The sequence below is a fragment of the Micromonospora sp. II genome (assembly GCF_001709195.1).
Lineage (GTDB): Bacteria > Actinomycetota > Actinomycetes > Mycobacteriales > Micromonosporaceae > Micromonospora > Micromonospora chalcea.
On record NZ_LYXF01000009.1, the window covers coordinates 124,921 to 147,158 of the forward strand.

At 73.5% G+C, this 22,238-nt stretch carries 22 protein-coding genes; 8 read left to right on the forward strand and 14 right to left on the reverse strand.

The genetic code is table 11. The features are described from left to right. Complete coding sequence (argH, locus tag A8711_RS06240; protein ID WP_030271078.1) at positions 1–1,464, forward strand: argininosuccinate lyase; 1,464 nt, start codon at positions 1–3, stop codon at positions 1,462–1,464. 50 nt (positions 1,465–1,514) lie between these two features. Here the strand turns inward: argH and A8711_RS06245 are convergent, their stop codons facing one another. The 3 genes from A8711_RS06245 to A8711_RS06255 all read right to left on the reverse strand — a co-directional run bounded on the left by A8711_RS06245 (position 1,515) and on the right by A8711_RS06255 (position 3,152). Further along, positions 1,515–1,868 carry an MmcQ/YjbR family DNA-binding protein gene (locus tag A8711_RS06245; RefSeq protein ID WP_064448489.1) on the reverse strand — a complete coding sequence of 118 codons (354 nt, stop codon included), beginning with the start codon at positions 1,866–1,868 and terminating at the stop codon, positions 1,515–1,517. Positions 1,869–1,932: 64 nt separating this feature from the next. Beyond that, positions 1,933–2,358 carry a hypothetical protein gene (locus tag A8711_RS06250; RefSeq protein ID WP_036343457.1) on the reverse strand — a complete coding sequence of 142 codons (426 nt, stop codon included), beginning with the start codon at positions 2,356–2,358 and terminating at the stop codon, positions 1,933–1,935. A gap of 155 nt (positions 2,359–2,513) precedes the next feature. Continuing rightward, positions 2,514–3,152: a DNA-3-methyladenine glycosylase gene (locus A8711_RS06255; protein ID WP_069087692.1), complete on the reverse strand. Its 639-nt coding sequence runs from the start codon at positions 3,150–3,152 to the stop codon at positions 2,514–2,516. A 139-nt stretch (positions 3,153–3,291) separates the two neighbouring features. Between A8711_RS06255 and A8711_RS06260 the strand changes: the two genes are divergently transcribed. Next, the gene (locus A8711_RS06260) at positions 3,292–4,392 is read left to right on the forward strand and encodes an LLM class flavin-dependent oxidoreductase (protein ID WP_043324916.1); all 1,101 of its coding nucleotides are present in this window, start codon (positions 3,292–3,294) and stop codon (positions 4,390–4,392) included. Further along, the gene (locus A8711_RS06265; RefSeq protein WP_043324915.1) at positions 4,389–5,015 is read left to right on the forward strand and encodes a CE1759 family FMN reductase; all 627 of its coding nucleotides are present in this window, start codon (positions 4,389–4,391) and stop codon (positions 5,013–5,015) included. Before A8711_RS06260 ends, A8711_RS06265 begins: the two co-directional genes overlap by 4 nt. Before the next feature lie 187 nt (positions 5,016–5,202). Here the strand turns inward: A8711_RS06265 and A8711_RS06270 are convergent, their stop codons facing one another. Both A8711_RS06270 and A8711_RS06275 read right to left on the reverse strand, forming a co-directional pair. Continuing rightward, positions 5,203–6,087, reverse strand: coding sequence for a universal stress protein (locus A8711_RS06270; RefSeq protein ID WP_069087693.1), 885 nt, complete (start codon positions 6,085–6,087; stop codon positions 5,203–5,205). Positions 6,088–6,158: 71 nt separating this feature from the next. Then, positions 6,159–7,067: a universal stress protein gene (locus A8711_RS06275; protein WP_069087694.1), complete on the reverse strand. Its 909-nt coding sequence runs from the start codon at positions 7,065–7,067 to the stop codon at positions 6,159–6,161. Positions 7,068–7,225: 158 nt separating this feature from the next. Between A8711_RS06275 and A8711_RS06280 the strand changes: the two genes are divergently transcribed. Next, positions 7,226–7,696, forward strand: a complete 471-nt coding sequence (locus A8711_RS06280) for a cyclic nucleotide-binding domain-containing protein (RefSeq protein WP_069087695.1) — start codon at positions 7,226–7,228, stop codon at positions 7,694–7,696. 12 nt (positions 7,697–7,708) lie between these two features. Here A8711_RS06280 and pflA read toward each other — a convergent pair whose 3' ends face one another. From pflA to ppdK, 5 genes are all read right to left on the reverse strand, one after another. Continuing rightward, on the reverse strand, positions 7,709–8,494 hold the full coding sequence (gene pflA, locus A8711_RS06285) for a pyruvate formate-lyase-activating protein (RefSeq protein ID WP_051611069.1): 786 nt from the start codon (positions 8,492–8,494) through the stop codon (positions 7,709–7,711). Continuing rightward, positions 8,491–10,734 (reverse strand): formate C-acetyltransferase, encoded by a 2,244-nt coding sequence (pflB, locus tag A8711_RS06290; protein WP_069087696.1) that lies wholly within the window; start codon positions 10,732–10,734, stop codon positions 8,491–8,493. Before pflB ends, pflA begins: the two co-directional genes overlap by 4 nt. Before the next feature lie 63 nt (positions 10,735–10,797). After that, positions 10,798–11,808 carry an alcohol dehydrogenase AdhP gene (adhP, locus tag A8711_RS06295; protein WP_069087697.1) on the reverse strand — a complete coding sequence of 337 codons (1,011 nt, stop codon included), beginning with the start codon at positions 11,806–11,808 and terminating at the stop codon, positions 10,798–10,800. Positions 11,809–11,978: 170 nt separating this feature from the next. After that, complete coding sequence (locus A8711_RS06300; RefSeq protein WP_069087698.1) at positions 11,979–12,422, reverse strand: hypothetical protein; 444 nt, start codon at positions 12,420–12,422, stop codon at positions 11,979–11,981. 12 nt (positions 12,423–12,434) lie between these two features. After that, the gene (gene ppdK, locus A8711_RS06305; protein WP_069087699.1) at positions 12,435–15,095 is read right to left on the reverse strand and encodes a pyruvate, phosphate dikinase; all 2,661 of its coding nucleotides are present in this window, start codon (positions 15,093–15,095) and stop codon (positions 12,435–12,437) included. A 133-nt stretch (positions 15,096–15,228) separates the two neighbouring features. On the opposite strand from ppdK, the gene A8711_RS06310 reads away from it, so the two are divergent. The 3 genes from A8711_RS06310 to A8711_RS06320 all read left to right on the forward strand — a co-directional run bounded on the left by A8711_RS06310 (position 15,229) and on the right by A8711_RS06320 (position 17,869). Next, entirely contained in the window at positions 15,229–15,732 is a 504-nt protein-coding gene (locus A8711_RS06310) for a GNAT family N-acetyltransferase (RefSeq protein ID WP_113973125.1), read from the forward strand. 9 nt (positions 15,733–15,741) lie between these two features. Next, a complete protein-coding gene (locus tag A8711_RS06315; RefSeq protein ID WP_043324908.1) occupies positions 15,742–16,368 on the forward strand; it encodes a hypothetical protein in 627 nt (208 codons plus the stop codon). Between the two features lie 145 nt (positions 16,369–16,513). After that, entirely contained in the window at positions 16,514–17,869 is a 1,356-nt protein-coding gene (locus A8711_RS06320) for a hemolysin family protein (RefSeq protein ID WP_043324907.1), read from the forward strand. Between the two features lie 25 nt (positions 17,870–17,894). Here A8711_RS06320 and A8711_RS06325 read toward each other — a convergent pair whose 3' ends face one another. From A8711_RS06325 to A8711_RS06340, 4 genes are all read right to left on the reverse strand, one after another. Continuing rightward, the gene (locus tag A8711_RS06325) at positions 17,895–18,212 is read right to left on the reverse strand and encodes a hypothetical protein (protein WP_069087700.1); all 318 of its coding nucleotides are present in this window, start codon (positions 18,210–18,212) and stop codon (positions 17,895–17,897) included. Beyond that, positions 18,199–18,579: a hypothetical protein gene (locus A8711_RS06330; RefSeq protein WP_043324905.1), complete on the reverse strand. Its 381-nt coding sequence runs from the start codon at positions 18,577–18,579 to the stop codon at positions 18,199–18,201. Before A8711_RS06330 ends, A8711_RS06325 begins: the two co-directional genes overlap by 14 nt. Next, complete coding sequence (locus A8711_RS06335) at positions 18,576–19,802, reverse strand: NRAMP family divalent metal transporter (RefSeq protein ID WP_043324904.1); 1,227 nt, start codon at positions 19,800–19,802, stop codon at positions 18,576–18,578. Before A8711_RS06335 ends, A8711_RS06330 begins: the two co-directional genes overlap by 4 nt. A 71-nt stretch (positions 19,803–19,873) precedes the next feature. After that, entirely contained in the window at positions 19,874–20,263 is a 390-nt protein-coding gene (locus A8711_RS06340) for a PaaI family thioesterase (RefSeq protein ID WP_043324903.1), read from the reverse strand. Between the two features lie 101 nt (positions 20,264–20,364). On the opposite strand from A8711_RS06340, the gene tyrS reads away from it, so the two are divergent. Beyond that, complete coding sequence (gene tyrS / locus A8711_RS06345; protein WP_069087705.1) at positions 20,365–21,648, forward strand: tyrosine--tRNA ligase; 1,284 nt, start codon at positions 20,365–20,367, stop codon at positions 21,646–21,648. Positions 21,649–22,238 lie beyond the last annotated feature (590 nt).

The following is a 22,238-nucleotide window of genomic DNA, read 5'->3' on the forward strand; positions in this document are numbered from 1 at the left end:
ATGGGTGGGGTGGACGACAAGAGCCTGACCGAGAACAGCGCCCCCGCCAACCGGACGAGCCTCTGGGGCGGCCGGTTCGCCGGCGGCCCCGCCGAGGCGCTCGCGCGGCTGTCGGTGAGTGTCCAGTTCGACTGGCGCCTCGCCCCGTACGACATCGCCGGTTCCCGCGCGCACGCCCGGGTCCTGGCCGGCGCCGGCCTGCTCGACCCGGACGAACTGGGCCGGATGCTTGCCGCGCTGGACGACCTGGAGGCGGCGTGCGCCTCCGGCGCGTTCCGCCCGACCGTCGACGACGAGGACGTGCACACCGCGCTGGAGCGTGGCCTGCTGGAGCGGCTGGGCAGCCTCGGCGGCAAGCTGCGCGCCGGCCGGTCCCGCAACGACCAGGTCGCCACCGACCTGCGGCTCTACCTGCGTGACCACGCCCGCGGGGTGGCGGCCCGGCTGGTCGAGCTGGCCGAGGCCCTCGTCGAGCAGGCGGAGCGGCACGTGGACACCGCCGCGCCGGGCATGACGCACCTGCAGCACGCCCAGCCGGTGACGTTCGGGCACTGGCTGCTGGCCCACGTGCAGCCGCTGCTGCGCGACCTGGAGCGGATGCGGGACTGGGACGAGCGGACCGCGATCAGCCCGCTCGGCGCGGGCGCGCTGGCCGGGTCGGGGCTGCCGCTGGACCCGGTGGCGGTCGCCAAGGAGCTGGGCTTCCGCACCTCGTTCGCCAACTCGATGGACGCGGTCGCGGACCGCGACTTCGTCGCCGAGTTCCTGTTCGTCACCGCGATGATCGGCGTGCACCTGTCCCGCCTCGGCGAGGAGGTGGTGCTCTGGACGTCGCAGGAGTTCGGCTGGGTCGAGCTGGACGACGCGTTCGCCACCGGCTCGTCGATCATGCCGCAGAAGAAGAACGCGGACATCGCCGAGCTGGCCCGGGGCAAGTCCGGCCGCCTGGTCGGCGGCCTGATGAGCGTGCTCACCATGCTCAAGGGCCTGCCCATGACGTACGACCGGGACATGCAGGAGGACAAGGAGCCGGCGTTCGACGCGGTCGACACGCTGGAGCTGCTGCTGCCCGCGCTGGCCGGGATGATCTCCACGATGACGGTCCGGGTGGACCGGCTGGTGGCGAGCGCCCCGTCGGGTTTCTCGCTCGCCACCGAGGTCGCCGACTGGCTGGTCCGGCGCAACGTGCCGTTCCGCGACGCGCACGAGATCACCGGCAAGCTGGTGGCGCTCTGCGCGGCCCGGGACTGCGCGCTGGACGAGGTGTCCGACGCCGACCTGGCCGCCGTCAGCGAGCACCTGGACCCTTCGGTGCGCGACGTGCTGTCGGTGCGTTCGGCGCTGGCCGCCCGCATCACGCCCGGCTCCACCGGGCCCGGCCCGGTCGCCGACCAGCTCGCCGCCGCGGCGGACAAGCTGACCGGCTGGCGGGAGTGGGCCGCCGAGCGGGTCGTCCCCCGCTGACCTGCGGCTGATCCGGGGGCAGGCACCCGCCTGCCCCCGGATCACACCGGTCAACCGGTGGGGCGCTCGCGTTTCGGCAGCTTCGCCACCACCGCGTCGTACGACCCGTCGACCGCCTCGACCAGCTCGTCGTCGGGGATGCCGCCGGAGAGCCGCAGCGTGTTCCAGCCCGACCGGCCGATGTAGGGGGAGGGGCGCGCGTCGGCCGGGAACCGGTGCAGCCACTCGTCGGCCACCTCCCGGGACGCCCCGCACTTCACCCCGACCCGCGCCTCACCCTCGGGCGAGCCGAGGAACGCGAAGATCCGGCTGCCCACCTTCACCACCTCGTCGCCCTCCCACGGCCGGTCGAGCCAGGCTCCCGGCTTGGCCAGGCAGTAGGCGAGCATCTCCTCGCGCGTCATCGCGTCCTCCCGTGCCGTCGTCCGGCGCAGTCTCGCCCGCGGCTGTGACAGTGCGCGCCGCCGGTCAGTCGCCGGTGCCGGTGCGGACGGTGAGCCGCTCGTAGCGCTGCCGGGCCGCCTGGGCGCTGCCCAGCCCCAGCCCGAAGGCGATCGCCTGCCAGGTCATGCCCCGGCCGCGGGCCACCTGGAGCAGCCCGGCCTCCAGTGCGTCCACCTCGGAGCGCACGTGCGGGATGAGCGTCAGCGCGGCCATCAGGTCGGCCTGGTCGACCGGCTCCTCACCCTCGTCCAGCTCGGCGCCCCCGGCGAGCGCCATCACCAGCGTGGCCGCCTCGTAGGCGTCGGGCACGTCGGGGTGGGCGTAGCGACGGCGGCGGGAGTTGGTGCCGGCGTGCCGCTCGGCGATCCGCAGCAGCGCCGCGTAGTTGCGGTGCGCCCGTGCCTGGGCAGCATCCGGAGCGGTGAACGGGTCGTTGTCCACGGTGACCATGTCGTCCATCCCACACCCAAGAATGGCCCGTTGTCAACACCCCGTTGAAAGCCCTTCGTGTAAAACACCGTGACCTCAACGCATGGTGAAGGGTCGGCGCGTCATGCCACCACAGACGCGCCGCGGGGTGTCCCGGGTTGCCCGGAACGGCCGATTCAGGCCGGCGAGTTCCGCACCGGGGCGGCCGGAGCGGGCCGGCGACGCGGGGTGTGCCGCCGGTAGACGCTCACGCTCGGCTCGTCCGCCAGCCAGAACCGCCACGGCAGGTCGTGCGCGGCGGCGACCCCGACACGCGGCCCGGCGACGATGTGCGCCGGGTCGACCGGGATCGCCGGTGGCGTCAGCAGCAGCGGGCCGCTGCCGTCGATAGCCGAGGTGCCGTTCGCGTCCCGCCCGATCCCGAGCGCGGTGACCAGCCGGGCCGGCCCGCGGGCCAGATCCCGGTCGGCGGCGCGCGGCCTGCGCTCGCGGGCGGTCTCGACGCCGCCGACCACCTCGCCCGCGCGCAGCAGCACCGCCGCCGCCTCGCCGTCGCGCCCGCAGACGATGTTCGCGCACCAGTGCATGCCGAACACGAAGTACACGTAGACGTGCCCGGCGGGCCCGAACATGACCTGGTTGCGCGGCGTCGGCCCGCGGTGGGCGTGCGACGCCGGGTCCTCGCCGGTGCCCGCGTACGCCTCCACCTCGGTGAGGCGTACGGTGACGCCGCCGGCCGACACGGTCCAGCCGAGCAGCGTCCGCGCGGTCTGCACAATCTGCGCGGCGGGCGCGGAGAGCCAGGGGTACGTCATCGCGGCAAGGGTAGTCGGTGGGAGGCGCGTGATCCGGGCCACGCCGGGGCGGGCGGCCACCGGAATAGTTGACTCGTCAAATATGTTGTGAGGAGCGATCCCGGGCCGACCGGTCCGGACCCCACGCGAGGAGCTGGTCATGCAGTTCGGAGTCTTCACCGTCGGTGACGTCACCCCCGACCCGACAAACGGGCGACTGCCGTCCGAGCGTGAGCGGATCAAGGCCATGACCGCCATCGCGCTCAAGGCCGAGGAGGTCGGCCTGGACGTCTTCGCCACCGGCGAGCACCACAACCCGCCGTTCGTGCCGTCGTCGCCGACCACCATGCTCGGCTGGATCGCCGCGCGCACCGAACGGCTGCTGCTGTCCACCGCGACCACGCTGATCACCACCAACGACCCGGTGAAGATCGCCGAGGACTACGCGATGCTGCAGCACCTCGCCGACGGCCGGGTGGACCTGATGATGGGGCGCGGCAACACCGGGCCCGTGTACCCGTGGTTCGGCCAGGACATCCGCAACGGCATCCCCCTGGCCATCGAGAACTACGACCTGCTGCGCCGGCTCTGGCGCGAGGACGTGGTCGACTGGAAGGGCCGGTTCCGTACGCCGCTGCAGGCGTTCACCTCGACCCCGCGCCCGCTCGACGGCGTGCCGCCGTTCGTCTGGCACGGCTCGATCCGCAGCCCGGAGATCGCCGAACAGGCCGCGTACTACGGCGACGGCTTCTTCGCCAACCACATCTTCTGGCCCAAGGAGCACACCCAGCGGATGGTCGGCCTCTACCGGGAGCGGTTCGCGCACTACGGCCACGGCTCACCCGACCAGGCCATCGTCGGCCTCGGCGGGCAGGTATTCATGCGCCGCAACTCCCAGGACGCGGTACGCGAGTTCCGCCCCTACTTCGACAACGCCCCGGTCTACGGGCACGGCCCGTCGCTGGAGGAGTTCACCCGCGAGACGCCGCTGACGGTGGGCAGCCCGCAGCAGGTCATCGACCGGACGCTGGGCTTCCGCGAGTACGTCGGCGACTACCAGCGGCAGCTCTTCCTGATCGACCACGCCGGCCTGCCGCTGAAGACGGTGCTGGAGCAGCTCGACCTGCTGGGCGAGGAGGTGGTACCGGTGCTGCGCAAGGAGTTCGACTCGCTGCGTCCCGCGCACGTGCCCGAGGCGCCCACCCACGCCGGCCTGCTGGCCGCCCGCGACGCCGCGCCGGCCGACGGGGAGCAGCGATGACCCGTCGTACCCTGGCGGTCGTCTCGGCCGGGCTCGCCCAGCCGTCGTCCACCCGCCTGCTCGCCGACCAGCTCGCCGCGGCCGCCCGCGACGAGCTGGCCGGCCGCGGCGCGACCGTGGAACTGCGCACCGTGGAGCTGCGCGAGCACGCCCACGACGTGGTGAACCACCTGCTCACCGGCTTCGCGCCGGCCGCGCTGCGACAGACACTCGACGCCGTGGCGGCCGCCGACGCGCTGATCGCGGTGACGCCGATCTTCAACGCGTCCTACAACGGGCTGTTCAAGTCGTTCTTCGACGTGATCGACCGGGACACGCTCGCGGGCAAGCCGGTGCTGATCGGGGCGACCGGCGGCACCGCCCGGCACTCCCTCGCGCTGGAGCACGCGGTCCGGCCGATGTTCACGTACCTGCGGGCGGCGACACTGCCCACTGCGGTGTTCGCCGCGCCGGAGGACTGGGCCGGTGACGACGGGGACAGCGCGTTGCGGTCCCGGATCCGCCGGGCCGCCGCCGAGCTGGCCGAGCAGGTGGACCGCCGCCCGCCCGCGACCGGCCCGGCCGACCCGTTCGCGCTCACCACCGACTTCGCCGACCTGCTCGCCGGCCGCGACCCGGCCTGACGCCGGGGGGCGGTGCGGCGCGGAGGCGACCGCTACCGAGCGTTACCGTCCCGGCGAAACCACGCCGGAAACTCGATATGACTGAGAGGCATATTTATGCCTCTCAGTCATATCGCTCGGAAGACATCTCTCGCGCCGGGCGGCCCGACGGACAGGGCCGGCGCGGGGCCGCCGCCCGCGAGGCGGCTCAGTCGTCGGCCGGCTCGGGCCGGTGGGCGACGAGCACCGGGCAGTGGGAGTGCTGCACCATTGCCTGGCTGACCGAGCCGAGCAGCAGCCCGACGAAGCCGCCCCGGCCCCGGGAGCCGACCACCACGAGCGCCGCCTCGCCGCTGGCCTCGACGAGCGCAGTCTCCGGCGAGGGGGAGGTGACGGACCGCTCCGTCACCCGCAGGCCCGGATGCGCCGACCGGACCCGCTCCGCTGCCTCGGCCAGCAGTCCCGCCGCCTCGGCCCGCTCGGCGGTGGAGGCCTCCGCCGCGACCTCGGGCGCCACCGCGCCGCGTTCCGGCGACCGGACGTGCATCAGCACCAGCTCCGCGTCGCGCCGCTCGGCCTCGTCGGCAGCCAGCTCGATCGCGTACGCGGCCGAGTCGGAGCCGTCCACGCCGACCAGCACCGGCCCGTCCACCGGAATCGGCTGCTCCTCCGGGCGGACGATCAGCACCGGGCAGTGCCCGTGCTGCGCGAGCTGCCCGCTGACCGAGCCGAGCAGCAGGCCGGCGAAACCGCCCACGCCCCGGCTGCCCACCACGACCAGCTCGGCGCGGCGGGACTCCTCGACCATCGTCGCGCCCGGACCGCCGGCCACCTGGCGCACCTGCACCCGCAGGCCCGGGTGCCGCTCGGTCAGGTCGGCGGCGACCGACTCGAGCATCTTCTCCGCCTCCGCGGTGGGCGCCGGCACCCCCAGGTCGTACGGGTTGAGCGGCACGCCGTAGCCGAGCGGGTGCAGGTAGCCGTGCACCAGCACCAGCGGCCGGGAACGTGCCACGGCGGTCGCGGCAGCCAGGTCGGCGGCGGCCAGGCTGGACGGCGATCCGTCCACTCCCACCACGACGGGTCGGTTCATCAGGTCTGTTCCCTCCGGTCGGCTCAGGCCATTGTGGCGGTCCCGGCGGCGCCGGGACCGCCGAACCGGGGTCAGCGTTCCCGGCCCCCGCGGTGCCGGACGACGGCCAGCGGGCTGTGGCAGTGGTGCAGCACGGCGTGGCTGACCGAGCCGAGCAGCAGCGAGCCGAGGCTACCCCGCCCGTGCGCGCCGACCACCGTCAGCTGCGCCCCGACGGACTCCTCGACCAGCACTCGGGCCGGCGTGGCGGCGGCGACCAGCTTCGGCCGCACCGTGACCTCCGGGTAGCGCTCGGTCCAGCCGGCGACCGCGTCGGCCAGCACCCGCTGCTCGTCGGCGCGCAACTGCTCCGGCTCGTACGCCAGCGGCAGGACGTCGCCGAACGCCTCGCGGTAGCTCACCGGCTGCGGGTACAGCCAGGTGTGCACCACCACCAGCTCGGCGTCGCGCGCCGCGGCCTCGGCGAACGCGAACCCGACCGCCTCGTCGGACAGCGCGGAGCCGTCCACGCCGACCACCACCGGGCCGTCGGCGCGGGCCTCGCCCCGGGCGACGAGAACCGGGCAGTCCGCGCGGGCGGAGAGCTGCACCGCCGCCGAGCCGACCAGGAGTTCGGCGAAGCCGCCCAGGCCACGGTGGCCCAGCACGAGCAGCGCGGCGTCGCGGCTCTCCCGCAGCAGCACCGCGACCGGCCCGCCGTCGACCACCGCGCCGGTCACCGCCAGCTCCGCGTCGACCTTGCGGGCCTCGTCCACCGCCTCCTCGACCAGCTTCTCGGCCTCCTGGCGCAGCTCGATGTCGGGCAGCACCGGGGCGACCATGCCCAGCGGCGTGCCGACCAGCGGCCACAGGAAGGCGTTCACCACCCGCAGCGGCCGGTGCCGCAGCACCGCCTCTCGTGCGGCCAGCCGTACCGCGTCCAGCGCGGACGGGGAGCCGTCCACGCCCACCACGACGGGGGCACCGGTCCTGTCGGTCATGACGTCCTCCTTCGGTTCCCCCTCAGCCTGCGCCGACGGCCCCCACCTGGGCAGAGTCGATCCGCCCGGCACGGCCGGGACCATCGGCCCCTACCGGCCGGGCCGTTCGCGAGGTGGAATGGGAACCAGTGCTCCCTCCTGTCGATCCTGGAGGCGCGATGACCCCGCTGGAAATGCTCCGCGTCCACCCCTTCCTGGCCGGGCTGCCCGACGAGTGGCTGCCCCGGCTCACCGGGTACGCCCGCCCGGTGGTCTGGCACCCCGGGCACCGGCTGTTCCGCGCCGGCGCGCCGGCCGACCGGTTCTGGCTCGTCCGCGGTGGCCAGGTGGCACTCGACTTCCCGGTGCCGGGCCGCGGCGACGTGGGCATCGAGACGATCGGCCCGGGCGGCGTGCTCGGCTGGTCCTGGCTGTTCCCGCCGTACCGCTGGCAGTTCGGCGCGGTCGCCACCCAGCGCAGCACCGCCGTGGAACTCGACGCCGACGGGGTACGCCAGCTGATGGAGTCCGACGACACGCTCGGCCGCCAGCTCACCAGCCGGTTCATGAGCGTGGTGGTGGACCGCCTCCAGGCGTCCCGGGTCCGGCTGCTGGACCTCTACGGCTACCCGACGGCCGCAGCCAGCTGAACCGGCGCGCGGTCAGGTGACGGTGAGACCCCGGGCGGCGAACTGACCGCGTACCCGGGTCAGCAGGTCGGCGTCCGGCGGCTCGGTGTCCGCCAGCGGGAACGTCAGCCCCAGCTCGGCGTACTTGTGCGCACCGAGCCGGTGGAACGGCAGCACCTCCACGCGCTGCAGCGTGGCCAGCCCGGCCGCGATGTCGGCCACCCGCTCCACCTCGTCGACCGCGTCGGTCAGGCCGGGCACCAGCACGTACCGGATCCACATCGGCGTACCCCGGTCGGCCAGCCGTTGCGCGAACCGCAACGTCGGCGCGAGCCGGCCGGTGCCGGTGACCCGGCGGTACGTCTGCGGGTTGCCCGCCTTCACGTCGAGCAGCACCAGGTCGGTGGCGTCCAGAAGCGTGTCGTCGGCGCGGACGCCGAGGAAGCCGGAGGTGTCCAGCGCGGTGTGCAGGCCCAGGTCGACGTGACAGCGCCGCAGCAGCTCCCGGGTGAACGCCGGTTGCAGCAGCGGCTCCCCGCCGCTCACCGTGACGCCGCCCCCGGCCACCTGGATGAACCGGCGGTACCGGCCGGCGAGCGCGACCATCTCGTCCACGCTGCGGCGGCGGCCGCTGCGGCCGTACCAGGTGTCCGGGCTGTGGCAGTAGCGGCAGCGCAGCGGGCAACCGGCCAGGAAGACCACGAACCGGGTGCCCGGCCCGTCCACCCCGACCGAGGTGTCCCAGGAGTGCACAGCGCCGGTGACGCACCCCGGCGCCGCCGCAGTCACCTGCGGCGGCGCGGGCGGGCGGCCGTTCACAGCGACCCGTGGAAGGTCCGCGACACCACGTCGCGCTGCTGCTCCGGCGTGAGCCGCACGAAGTTCACCGCGTACCCGGAGACCCGGACGGTGAGCTGCGGGTACCGCTCCGGGTGCGCCATCGCGTCCAGCAGCGTGGCCCGGTCCAGCACGTTGACGTTGAGGTGGAACCCGCCGGCGTCGGCGTAGCCGTCGAGCACCCCGGCCAGGTTCGCGATCCGCTCGTCGCGGGTGTGGCCCAGGCCGTCCGGCGTGACGGTGCCGGTCAGCGAGATGCCGTCGCGGGCCGCGTCGTACGGCAGCTTCGCCACCGACAGCGCGGACGCGACCAGGCCGTGCGTGTCCCGCCCGTTCATCGGGTTCGCCCCCGGCGCGAACGGCTCACCGGCGCGCCGCCCGTCCGGCGTGTTGCCGGTGTGCTTGCCGTACACCACGTTCGAGGTGATGGTGAGCACCGACATGGTCACCTCCGCGTCGCGGTACGTGCGCTGCCGGCGCAGCTTCTCCGCGAACGTCTCGACCAGCCACACCGCGATCTCGTCGGCCCGGTCGTCGTCGTTGCCGTACGTCGGGAACTCGCCCTCGACCGCGTAGTCGACCGCCAGCCCGGACTCGTCACGCAGCACCTTGACCCGGCCGTACCGGATGGCCGACAGGCTGTCCACGGCAACCGACAGGCCGGCGATGCCGGTGGCCATGAACCGGCGCACCGGGTGGTCGTGCAGCGCCATCTCCAGCCGCTCGTAGGCGTACCTGTCGTGCTGGTGGTGGATCACGTTCAGCGCGTCCACGTACGTCTGCGCCAGCCAGTCCAGCGTGCGGTCGTACGCGGCCAGCACCTCGTCGTAGTCGAGCGTCTCGCCGCCGACCGGCGCGGCCGGCGGGGCCACCTGCGCGCCGGACAGCTCGTCGCGGCCGCCGTTGATCGCGTACAGCAGCGCCTTCGCCAGGTTCGCCCGGGCGCCGAAGAACTGCATGTCCCGGCCGACCCGCATGGCCGACACGCAGCAGGCGATCGCGGTGTCGTCGTCGTACGCCGGGCGGATCAGCTCGTCGTTCTCGTACTGGATGGCGCTGGTGTCCAACGACACCTGGGCGCAGAACCGCTTGAACCCCTCGGGCAGCCGCGGCGACCAGAGCACCGTCAGGTTCGGCTCCGGCGCCGGGCCGAGGTTGTACAGCGTCTGCAGGTAGCGGAACGTGGTGCGGGTGACCAGCGGGCGGCCGTCCGCCCCCATCCCGCCGAGCGACTCGGTGACCCAGGTCGGGTCGCCGGAGAAGAGCTGGTCGTACTCGGGGGTGCGCAGGAAGCGGATGATCCGCAGCTTGATCACGAAGTCGTCGATCAGCTCCTGCGCGCCACTCTCGTCCAGCCGCCCCTCGGCGATGTCCCGCCGCAGGTAGGCGTCGAGGAACCCGGCGGTGCGGCCGAGCGACATGGCGGCGCCGTTCTGCTCCTTCGTGGCGGCCAGGTAGGCGAAGTAGAGCCACTGGATCGCCTGCGCGCCGGTGACGGCCGGGCGGGAGATGTCGAAGCCGTACGAGGCGGCCATCTCCTTCAGCTCGCCGAGCGCGCGGAGCTGCTCGGCCAGTTCCTCCCGGTCGCGGATCACGTCGTCGGTGCTGCGCCGGTCGTCCAGCGCCGCCTTGAGCGCGCGGCGCTCCTCGATCAGCCGGTCCACGCCGTACAGCGCCACCCGGCGGTAGTCGCCGATGATCCGCCCGCGTCCGTACGCGTCGGGCAGGCCGGTGATGATGTGCGAGCGCCGGGCCGCGAGCACCGTCTCCGGGTACGCGTCGAACACCGCGTCGTTGTGCGTGCGGCGGTACCGGGTGAAGATCTCGTGCACGCGCGGGTCCGGCTCACGCCCGTACGCGCGCAGCGCCGTCTCCACCATCCGCAGCCCGCCGGCCGGCATGATCGCCCGCCGCAGCGGCGCGTCGGTCTGCAACCCGACGATCAGCTCCCGCTCCCGGTCGATGTACCCGGGGGCGTGCGAGGTGATCGTCGACGGGGTGGCCGCGTCGACGTCGTACACGCCGCGGCGCCGCTCCTCGCCGAACATTTCCCGCAGCCGGTCCCACACGGCGAGCGTGCGCGGCGTCGGCCCGGTCAGGAACGAGGCGTCCTCGGTGTACGGCTCGTGGTTGTGGCGGACGAAGTCGGCCACGTCGACTGTCTCCTGCCACGCGCCGGCGTGGAATCCGCGCCAGGGGGCCAGGGGTTCGGTGGCGGTCATGTCGGTCCCTCTCCGGGGCGTCGGCGGCCCGGTCCCCGCGGGTGCGGGGACCGGGGGCGGGGGTCAGGGCTGGAGCACGAGCCGGGCGGCGACCCGGCCGGCGAGGACGTCGTCCACCGCGTCGTTGATGTCGTCCAGCTTGCGGGTCTCGTAGACGACCCGGGTGCGGCCGGCGGCGTGCAGCGCGAAGACCTCGGCCAGGTCGGCGCGGGTGCCGACGATCGAGCCGAGCACCCTGATGCCCTTGAGCACCGTCTCGAAGACGGGCAGGGTGATCGCGTTGTCGGCGGGCAGCGACACCAGCACCAGACGGCCGCCGCGGCGCAGCGAGCGGTGGGCCTGCTCGATCACCCGGGGACTGGCGGCCAGCACGATCGCCACGTCCACGCCGCCCAGCGCGGTGATCCGCTCGACCGGGTCGGTGGTGGCGGCGTCGACAGTGTGCGCGGCGCCCAGCGAGGTGGCCAGCTCCAGCTTCTCGGCGGTCACGTCCACCGCGACCGTCTCGGCGCCGAAGATCTGCGCGTACTGCTGGGCGAGGTGACCCAGACCGCCGATGCCGAAGATCGCGACCCGCTCGCCCGGCCGTACCCCGGCGACCTTGACGGCCTTGTACGTGGTGACGCCCGCGCAGGTCAGCGGCGCGGCCTCGAACGGGTCCACGCCGTCGGGCACGCGGACCGCGTAGCGGGCCGAGGCCACCGCGTACTCGGCGTGCGCGCCGTCGATGCTGTAACCGGTGTTGCGCTGCGACTCGCACAGCGTCTCCCAGCCGGTCACGCAGTACGCGCAGGTGCCGCAGGCCCAGCCGAGCCAGGGCAGCGCGACCCGGTCGCCGACGGCGTGCTCGGTGACGCCGGGGCCGACCTGCTCGACCAGGCCGACGCCCTCGTGACCGGGTACGAACGGCGGGGTGGGCTTCACCGGCCACTCGCCGCGGGCGGCGTGTATGTCGGTGTGGCAGAGTCCGCTGGCTTCGACGCGGACCAGGATCTCGCCCGGGCCGACCTCCGGCACGGGACGCTCGGTGATCTCCATCGGACGGTCGAACGCGGTGACGACACTGGCGCGCATCGGGGGCCTCCCTCGGTCTCGTTCTCACCCTCAGCGTCGTCGGTCCGGGCGCCGCCGGGCAGGGGCGCAGGACCGCGGTGACCCGGGACCAACGGCCCCTCCGCCGAGAGCCGACGGGAGAACGGCGGTACGGCCGCCGGTGACGTACCGGCGGCCGTACCCCTGGGTGGTCAGCTGTCGACGACCAGGCGGCGGGCCCGCAGCACGCGCGCCCACCAGGGCCTGTGGTCCGGGCGCAGCCGGGGCGCCGGCACGCCGCGCAGGCTGACCCAGCCGCCCGGCCCCATGGTGACGGTGCCGACCGACGGCGGACGGCGCCGCGACCACACCGCCACGGCGGCGGTGAGCGCGGCCACCGCGAACGCGCCGGTGGCCGCGGCGACGAGCTGGTCCGGTTCGACCACGCGCCGGTAGCGGACCCGGCCGCCGGCCGCGACGAACACGCCGACCGGGCGGCCGTCGCGGTGCACCGGCACCAGCGCGGCGTCCCCGGGCAGCTCCAGCACCGGGCCGACCGGCCCGGCCGGGATGGGAGCCGGCGACGCGGCCGACGGCGGCGCGGGCCGGGGGAGCGGCGTGACAGCCGGACCGGTCGGGTTGAAGATGGCGGTCATGACGCTGCCCTCCTAGCGGGAGTCGGACTTCTCGGTACGGGCCTCGACGGCGGCCCGGCCGGCGGCCAGCCGCGCCACCGGCACCCGGTACGGCGAGCAGGAGACGTAGTCGAGCCCGGCCGCGGCGAAGAACCCGATCGAGTCCGGGTCGCCGCCGTGCTCGCCGCACACCCCGACGGTCAGGTCCGGCCGGGCCGCCCGCCCCTCGGCTACGGCGAGGCGGACCAGCCGCCCCACGCCGGTGGCGTCGATGCTCTCGAACGGCGACACCGGGAAGATCCCCCGTTCCAGGTACGTGGAGAAGAACGCCCCCTCCACGTCGTCCCGGGAGAACGCCCAGGTCATCTGCGTCAGGTCGTTGGTGCCGAAGGAGAAGAAGCGCGCCTCGGCGGCGATGTCCCCGGCGGTCAGCGCCGCCCGGGGCGTCTCGATCATGGTGCCGATCGGGATCTCCGGCGCGCCCGGCACCCCGGCCAGGACCCGCCGCGCCTCGTCCGCCACCGCGGCGAGTTCCCGCACGTCGCCGACCAGCGGCACCATGATCTCCGGGCGCGGGTCACCGCCGGCCCGGACCCGCTGCGCGGCCGCCTCGGCCAGCGCCCGCACCTGCATCGCGAACAGACCCGGCACCACCAGCCCGAGCCGCACGCCGCGCAGCCCCAGCATCGGGTTCGTCTCGTGCATCCGCCGTACCGCCGTCAGCAGCACGCCGTCGTGGCCCGGTTCCTCGCCGCGCGCCTGTGCGCCCGCCACCCGGGCGGTCAGCTCGGCGAGCGGAGGCAGGAACTCGTGCAGCGGCGGGTCGAGCAGCCGCACCGTGACCGGAAGCCCGTCCATCGCGGTGAGCAGCCCGACGAAGTCGGCCCGCTGCAACGGCAGCAGCGCGTCCAGCGCCGCGCCGACCTCGGCCGGGCCGTCGGCCAGGATCAGCCGCTCGACCAGTTCCCGGCGCTCGCCGAGGAACATGTGCTCGGTGCGGCACAGACCGATCCCTTCGGCGCCCAGCTCACGGGCCCGGCGCGCGTCGTCCGGGGTGTCGGCGTTGGCGTGGACGCCGAGCGTGCGTACCGCGTCGGCGTGCCCGAGCAGCCGGTGCACGGCGGCGACCAGCGGGTCGGCCTCCGGCCGCAGCTCACCGGTCAGGTACCGGGCCACCGGGGACGGCTGCACCGGCACCTCGCCGCGCCAGATCCGCCCGCTGGTGCCGTCGATCGAGATCACCTCGCCGGCGCGCACCACCTGCTCGCCCACCGTGAACTCGCCGCGCTCCACGTCGATGGTCAGCGCCTCGGCCCCGCAGACGCAGGTCCGGCCCATGCCGCGGGCCACCACGGCGGCGTGCGACGTCTTCCCGCCGCGCGAGGTGAGCACCCCGACCGCGGCGATCATGCCGGGCAGGTCGTCCGGGTTGGTCTCCGGCCGGACCAGGATCACCGGCCCGGTGGACGCCGCCGCGGCGGCCGAGTCGAAGACCACCCGCCCGACCGCGGCGCCGGGGGAGGCGCCGACGCCGACGGCGAGCGGCTCGGGCGCGCCGGCGGCGTCGAAGGCCGGGAACATCAGCTGGGCGAGCTGCGCGCCGGTGACCCGGGTCAGCGCCTCGTCGGCGGTGATCAGCCCTTCCTCGGCCAGCTGCGCGGCGATCACGAACGCCGCCGCCGCGGTGCGCTTGCCGACCCGGGTCTGGAGCATCCACAGCTTCCCGCGTTCGATGGTGAACTCGACGTCGCACAGGTCGCGGTAGTGCCGCTCCAGCGTCGCCATGATCTCCCGCAGCCGGTGGAAGCTCACCGGGTCGAGGTTCGCCAGCTCGGTCAGCGGCACCGTGTTGCGGATGCCCGCCACCACGTCCTCGCCCTGCGCGTCGCTCAGGTAGTCGCCGTACACGCCGGGTGCGCCGGTGGCCGGGTCGCGGGTGAACGCCACCCCGGTGCCGGAGTCCGGGCCGAGGTTGCCGAACACCATCGCCATCACGTTGACGGCGGTGCCCAGGTCGTCCGGGATGCGCTCCTGCCGCCGGTAGATCCGGGCCCGCTCCGAGTGCCAGGACTCGAACACCGCGCGCACGGCCAGGAACAGCTGCTCGTGCGGGGCCTGCGGGAAGTCGTGCCCGACGTGCCGGGCGAAGATCTTCTTGTACGTGTCGACCAGGTCGCGCAGCTGCCCGGCGCCCGGCCCGCCCGGCCCGGCGGTGGCCCGCAGCGCGGCCAGCTCGTGCTCGAACTCGTCGCCCGGAATGCCGTGCACGGTGCGGCCGAACATCTGGATCAGCCGCCGGTACGAGTCCCACGCGAACCGCTCGTCGCCGGTGCGGGCGGCCAGCCCCGCCACGGTTGTGTCGTTGAGCCCGATGTCGAGGATCGTCTCCATCATCCCCGGCATCGAGTACCGCCCGCCGGAGCGCACCGCCAGCAGCAGCGGGTCATGCGGGTCACCCAGCCACCGGTCCAGCCGCGCCTCCACCTCCCGCAGGTGCGCGTTTATCTCCTCGTACAGCCCGGCCGGCGGCGCCCCGGTGGCCAGGTAAGCCCGGCACGCGTCGGTGGTGACGGTGAACCCGGGCGGCACCGGCAACCCGAGCCGGGTCATCTCGGCGAGGTTGGCGCCCTTGCCGCCGAGCAGGTCGGCCTGGCTGCGGTCACCCTCGATGAAGTCGTAGACGTACTTCGACATGGTCCGGCCTCCTCGACTGCGTCGTTGCACCTCCTTGGTAACCGGGCCGGCCGGCCGTGCGGCAGGGCCGGACGGGACACACACCGGGCCGGAGGTCCCGACCGTGTCGGAGGGGGCCCGTATCGTTCCGGCCGTGACAAACGAGGTGCTGCTCCGCCCGGTGCGCGACGACGACCTGCCCGCCTTCTTCGCCCACGAGCAGGACCCGCAGGCGAACTGGATGGCCGCGTTCGGCCCGAAGGATCCGTCCGACCGGGCCGCGTTCGAGGCGCACTGGGCGCGCATCCGCGCCGACGCGCGCATCGTGAACCGCGCGGTCACCGTCGACGGCCGGCTGGTCGGGCGGGTGGCGGCGTTCCCGGTCGGCGAGCAGACCGAGGTCAGCTACTGGATCGACGCGGCGTACTGGGGGCGCGGCCACGCCACCGCGGCGCTGCGCGCGCTGCTGCGCGAGGTGCCGCACCGGCCGCTGCACGCCCGCGCCGCGAAGGACAACGCCGCCTCGCTCGCGGTGCTGCGCAAGTGCGGCTTCGTCGTGGTCGGCGAGGACTCCGGGTACGCCCCGGCGCGCGGCGCCGAGGTCGAGGAGTACGTGCTGGAGCTGCCCGCCGAGGGGCCTGACCAGGCAGACCGCTAGTCTCCCCGGGTGAACTGGCTGGAACTCGTCGGCTGGGCCGGCTCCGCGCTGCTGGTCTGGTCCCTGCTGCAGACCCGGATCCTGCGGCTGCGCGCGCTCAACCTGGTCGGCTGCCTCATCCTGATCGGCTACAACACCGCAGTGCAGGTGTGGCCGATGGTGGGGCTGAACGTGGTGCTCGCCGTGATCAACGTCTGGTACCTGCGCAAGCTGCTGGCCACCCGGCACGACGAGCAGACCTACCAGGTGGTCGAGGTGGGCACCGGCGACGCCTTCCTGGCGCACACGCTGCGGGTGCACGCCGCCGACATCGCCCGCTTCAACCCGGGCTTCCGCTGGGACGCCGACGCCGACGACCGCTCGGCGTTCCTGGTGGTACGCGCCGACGAGGTGGTCGGCGTGATGCTCTCGCACGCCGAACCGGGCGGCGTGGCCCAGATCGACCTGGACTACGTGACCCCGCCGTTCCGGGACTTCACCCCGGGCGAGTTCGTCTACCGGCGCAGCCGGCTGTTCACCGACCGGGGCTTCCGCCGCGTGGTCAGCCCGCCCGGCATGGTCGCCCCCTACTACCACCGGCTCGGATTCCGGCCCGAGGGCGGCGCGTACGTGCTCGACCTGCCCGTACCGGCCTGAGCCCCGGCCCCCGGCGGGTGACACCGGGGCCGGTCATGATTCAGCGGCGGGCCCGCGGGGCACAGAGGGGCCACGCCGACCGGATCTGCCGGCCGGCGGGTCGGCCGTCGGCCGGCCCGGATCGGGTCGAGGGAGATAACCGGTCGTGCAGAGCTACTGGAGCCAGCTGGCCCTGGTCGGTGTGCTGGTGATCCTCAACGCGGCGTTCGCCGGCAGCGAGATGGCCCTGGTGTCCCTGCGGGACAGCCAGGTGCAGCGGCTGGAGCGCAGCGGCCGGGGCGGACGGACACTGGCCCGCCTGGCGAAGGATCCGAACCGGTTCCTGGCCACGATCCAGATCGGCATCACGCTCGCCGGGTTCCTCGCGTCCGCCGCCGCCGCGGTCTCGCTGGCCCGGCCGCTGGTGCCGCTGCTCAGCGTGTTCGGCAACGCCGCCGAGACCGTCGCCATCGTCGCGGTGACGCTGGTGCTCACGTTCGTCACGCTGGTCTTCGGCGAGCTGGCCCCGAAGCGGATCGCGATGCAGTCGGCCGAGCGGTGGGCGCTGCTGGTGGCCCGCCCGCTGGACCTGCTCTCCAGCATCACCCGGCCCGCCGTCTGGCTGCTGGGCGCCACCACCGACCTGGTGGTACGCCTGTTCGGCCTGGACCCGAAGGCCGAGCCGGACGAGATCGGCCCGGACGAGCTGCGCGACATCGTGGCCGGCAACCACGGCTTCACCAAGGAACAGCGCACGATCATCGCCGGTGCGGTGGAGATCGCGGACCGGCAGTTGCGGGCTGTGCTCGTACCCCGGTTGCAGGTCTTCACGCTCGACAGCGGCACCACCGCCGAGGCCGCGCGGCTGGTCCTGGCGGCGACCGGCCACTCCCGGGCGCCGGTGGTCCGCCACGGCGGCCTGGACGACGCGGTCGGCGTCATCCACCTGCGTGACCTGGTCGGCGTCTCCGACGACCGGCCGGTCGACGAGATCGCCCGCCCGCCGATGCTGCTGCCCGACTCGCTGCCGGTGGTCGACGCGCTGCGCCAGTTCAAGGCCGAACGCCAGCACATCGCGCTCGTGGTCGACGAGCGCGGCGCGGTCGACGGGATCGTCACGCTGGAGGACATCCTCGAGGAGATCGTCGGCGAGATCTACGACGAGACCGACCGCGACCTGCGTTCCGTGCGCACCGAGCCGGACGGCACGCTGGTGCTGCCCGGCACGTTCCCGGTGCACGACCTGACCGACCTGGGCGTGGAGCTGCCGAACCGGCCGGCGGGCGACTACACCACCGTCGCCGGGCTGGTGCTGATCTGCCTCGGGCACATTCCGACGGTGGCGGGGGAGCAGGTCACCGTCGACGGCTGGGAGCTGGCGGTGGCCGACGTCGACCAGCGGGCCATCACCGAGGTGCGGGTCCGCCGGCGCGGCCGCGGCGACGACTCCCCGGACGACGACGCCGCGGACGACGCCGGCGAGCCGGCCGACGCCCCGGAACTCGACGAAGCGCGCCGCTGACGGACGGCGTCCGGCAACTCGGGCCTCAGCGGCGTCCGGCCGGCGGGCCGAACGGGAAGCCGGGCACCGGCGGAAGCAGTTGCACCGCGTCCGCCGGCACCTGGTGGGTGCTGCGCCCGACCAGCCGGGCGATCATCCGCAGCAGCCACGGTCCGGACGGGTGCAGCTCCGGGCCGATCAGGCGGCTGATCACCCGGGTCCACCAGTGCCCGGCGACGATCACGTCGGTGATCCGCAGCCGGTCCGGCGGCCACCCGCCGCGCACCACCACGTCCACCACCCGGCCCAGCCGCCGCCCGTGCAGGTCGTAGGCGGTACGGCCGAGCAGCTCACCCGCTCGCACGGCCGGACCCCGGAATGTGCTCGATCAGGTGCCGGCGCAGCCACGCCTCCACCGGCGACGGCGGCAGGTCCGCCGCCCGGCAGCGCAGCCGCACCGCGCTGTCCACGTGGGCGACCTGCGACAGCGGTACGCGCAACGGCGGCACCGGCGGGTCGTCGGTGAACCGGTCCGCCACCGCCACCAGCAGCCGACCGACCCGCCCGCCGATCCGCTCCCCGAGCGCGCCCTGCCCGGTGAGCAGGCTGTCCACGTACGGGAAGCCCTCGTCGTCGACGGCGAACGCGATGTCGTCGACCCGCCCGACCAGCCGCCCGTCCACGTCGACGATCTGCCGGTCGAGCAGCCGCTTGGCCAGCTGAACCCTCATGGACCCATCCCCGTCATGATCGCCAGTGGGATCGCGGCCACCGACGCCGCGACGATGAGCAGCAGGAACACCGCGCCGAGCAGGTTCATCCAGCGCCCGTTGACCCGGTCGCCGAGATACCCCCTGTCGTTCGCGACCACCAGGATCGGCAGGTACGTCAGCGGCAGCACCACAGCGCTCAGCACCAGCATGTACTCGGTCAGCCGCACCGGGTCCACGGTCGTCATCAGCATCACCACGCCGAGCAGCAGACCGACCAGCAGGACGCTGTGGAACCGGGCCGCCTCCCGGGGGCGGACCCGCTTGCCCCACTGCCAGCCGAAGTACTGCGCCGCCGCGTACGCCGCCGACAGGCCCGTCTCCAGCGCCGCGCCGAACGTCACCGCGAAGAACGCCAGCACGGCGGTGGCCAGGCCGGCGCCACCGAGCGCCGTGGCCACCGGCCGCGCCACCTCGTCGAGCGTACTGAGCGACACCCCGGACGGGTGGTAGGCCACCGTCGCCACGGCCACCAGCGACAACGCCAGGAACCCGCCCACCGGAAAGCCGATCAGCACGTTCGACCGGGCCCGCGCCAGGTCCGCCGCGCTCCAGCGCTCCTCGACGCCGCCGGAGGAGAAGAAGAACACCTCGTACGGGCTCACCGTCGAGGCGAACAGCGCCACCGCCACGAACCAGTACAGCGGCCAGCCGTGCCCGGCCGCGCTGATCTGCCACGCGCCCTGCCCGAGTTCCGGCCAGTCGGTCGGCAGCGCCACCAGCGCGACCGCGAACACCAGCAGCGCCAGCCCGGCGAGGCCGAAGATCCGCTCCATCAGCTCGAAGCGCAGCCGCCACAGCACCAGCCAGACGGCCAGCGCGGCGAGCGGCACCCAGAACAGGTGACTCACCCGGGTGGCCAGTTGCAGCGCCAGCGCCACCCCGCCCAGCTCCGCGGCGAGCGTGACCACCGTGACCAGCCACGACGCGACCAGGTTGAGCAGCGCCACACGCGGCCCGAGCCGCTCCCGGACCAGGTCGAAGACCGCCCGCCCGCTCACCGCCGCGATCCGGCCGGCCATCTCCGCGTACGCGCAGATGCCGACCACGCCGGCCAGCAGCACCCAGGTGTGGGCCATGCCGAACAGCGCGCCGGCCTGACTGGCCGCCACCAGGTCACCGATGTCGACGAAGCCGCCGACGGCCGACAGCACGCCGAGCGTGGCGGCGAACAGCTTCCTCACGTCGGTTCGGGAGCGGACGATCTCACCGAGGCGACGATATCGGCGTCAGTGCCCGGTTTCGGGCGAATGCGTCAGGAGGCGGTCAGGTTTTGCAGGCGCACCTGGCCGCGGGCCACCAGCCGGCCGTCCGCGTCGGTGATCTCCACGAGCCAGAGCTGCTGGCTGCGGCCCCGGTGCACGGGCGTGCCGACGGCGGTCAGCTCGCCGTCGCGCACCGCGCGCAGGAAGTCGGTCTGGTTCGACACCCCGACCACGTTGCCCTTGTCGCCCAGCCAGAGCGCGCCGCCGATGCTGGCCGCCGTCTCGACCACCGAGCAGTAGACGCCACCGTGCTGGATCCCGTACGGCTGGTGCAGCTCCGGGCGCACCTTCCACCGGATCACCACCCGGTCCCCGCTGACCTCGTCGAACGTCAGGCCCAGCAGGGCCACGAAGCCACCGGTCAGGTTCGGCATGTCCACCGCGGTTCCTCCTCGCGTTCGACGGCGCCGCCAGCCTAGTCGGCCGCACCTCGGCAAACCCGGTACGGCCCGGGTCCGGTAATGGGGGAGAATCGGTGACCGTGACCGACAGCAACCTCCCGCAGGGGCGGGACTCCCTGACCGACGACCTGCTGTGGCGGGGCCTGATCCAGGACTCGACCGGCCTCGACGAGCTGCGCGACCTGCTCGGAGCCGGGCAGGCCACGTTCTATGTGGGCTTCGATCCGACCGCCCCGAGCCTGCACGTCGGCCACCTCATGCAGGTCCTCACCGCGCGCCGGCTCCAGCTCGCCGGGCACCGGCCGCTGCTGCTGGTCGGCGGCGCCACCGGCCAGATCGGTGACCCGAAGGAGAGCGCCGAGCGGACGCTCAACTCGCCCGACGTGGTCGCCGGCTGGGTGGAACGCATCCGCGAGCAGCTCTCGCCGTTCGTCACGTACACCGGGGAGAACGCGGCGCAACTGGTCAACAACCTGGACTGGACCGGCGAGATGTCGGTGGTGGAGTTCCTCCGCGACGTCGGCAAGCACTTCCCGGTGAACAAGATGCTCGCCCGTGAGGTGGTCAGGGCGCGCCTGGAGACGGGCATCAGCTTCACCGAGTTCAGCTACCAGCTGCTGCAGGCCAACGACTTCTTCGAGCTGCACCGCCGGCACGGCTGCCAGCTCCAGTACGGCGGCTCCGACCAGTGGGGCAACATCACCGCAGGGGTGGACTACGTTCGCCGGCGCGGCGCCGGGCCGGTGCAGGCGTTCACCACCCCGCTGGTGACGAAGTCCGACGGCACCAAGTTCGGCAAGAGCGAGTCCGGCGCGATCTGGCTCGACCCGCAGATGACCAGCCCGTACGCGTTCTACCAGTTCTGGGTCAACGCCGACGATCGGGACGTCAGCCGCTACCTGCGGTACTTCAGCTTCCGCTCCCGTGAGGAGCTGGAGGAGCTGGAGAAGGCGACCGCGGAACGCCCGCAGGCGCGCCTGGCCCAGCGGGCGCTCGCCGAGGAGCTGACCACGCTGGTGCACGGCGAGCGGGAGACGGCCCAGGCGGTCGCGGCGAGCCAGGCGCTGTTCGGACGGGGCTCGCTCGACGAGCTGGCTCCGGAGACGCTGCGCGCCGCGCTGACCGAGGCCGGCCTGGTGGGCCTCGACGCGCTGCCGGACGTCGCCGGCCTGCTCAAGGAGTCCGGCCTGGTGCCGAGCATGAAGGAGGCCCGCCGGGTGATCGCCGAGGGTGGCGCGTACGTGAACAACACCCGGATCTCCGAGGTGGACGCCACCGTGTCGGCGGACGACCTGCTGCACGGCCGGTACCTCGTGCTGCGCCGGGGCAAGCGCTCGTTCGCCGGTGTCGAGCTGCGCGGATAGTCCGTTGTCGACAATGTGACGCGGGACGCGCCCAGCGGATTTGACGATCACTCCGCTGGGCGCGTAACTTTCTCTCTGCCAGCGCGGAACGGACGAAACAGGGCGAAAGACCTGGAAGGCCGGAGCGCAGGACCTGAGAACCGGGTGGTGCCCCGGATTCGCCGGGAGGCGGATTTGGCGAGGCGGAACCGACCGGGTAAGGTTATCGGCCGGCAGGGAAACGGACGAGCCAGCGGGAAACCGTGGGCGGCCGGCCTGCCGAATTCCTCGGAACGACCGACGGAAGTCGGTTGAATCGGGGTGCCCGGTAAAAGGGTGATGCACGACAAACTGGTTGACACCGGTTTGACACGGCAGAAACCACCGGGTAACGTAGTAAAAGTGCCCGGCGCGAGAGCGGCGGGTGGTTGAACGAAATGCCCCGGCTGGGGGTTCTGCTGATGCGGGGCCTGGTGGTTGGTGTGTGGTTGTTCTTTGAGAACTCAACAGGGTGCTTGTAAAGCCAGTGCCAATTGTTTTATACCCCGGACTGGTGGCTGTTCTTTGGAATGGTTGCTGGTTGGGATTCCTTTGGCAACACTTTTGTTGCC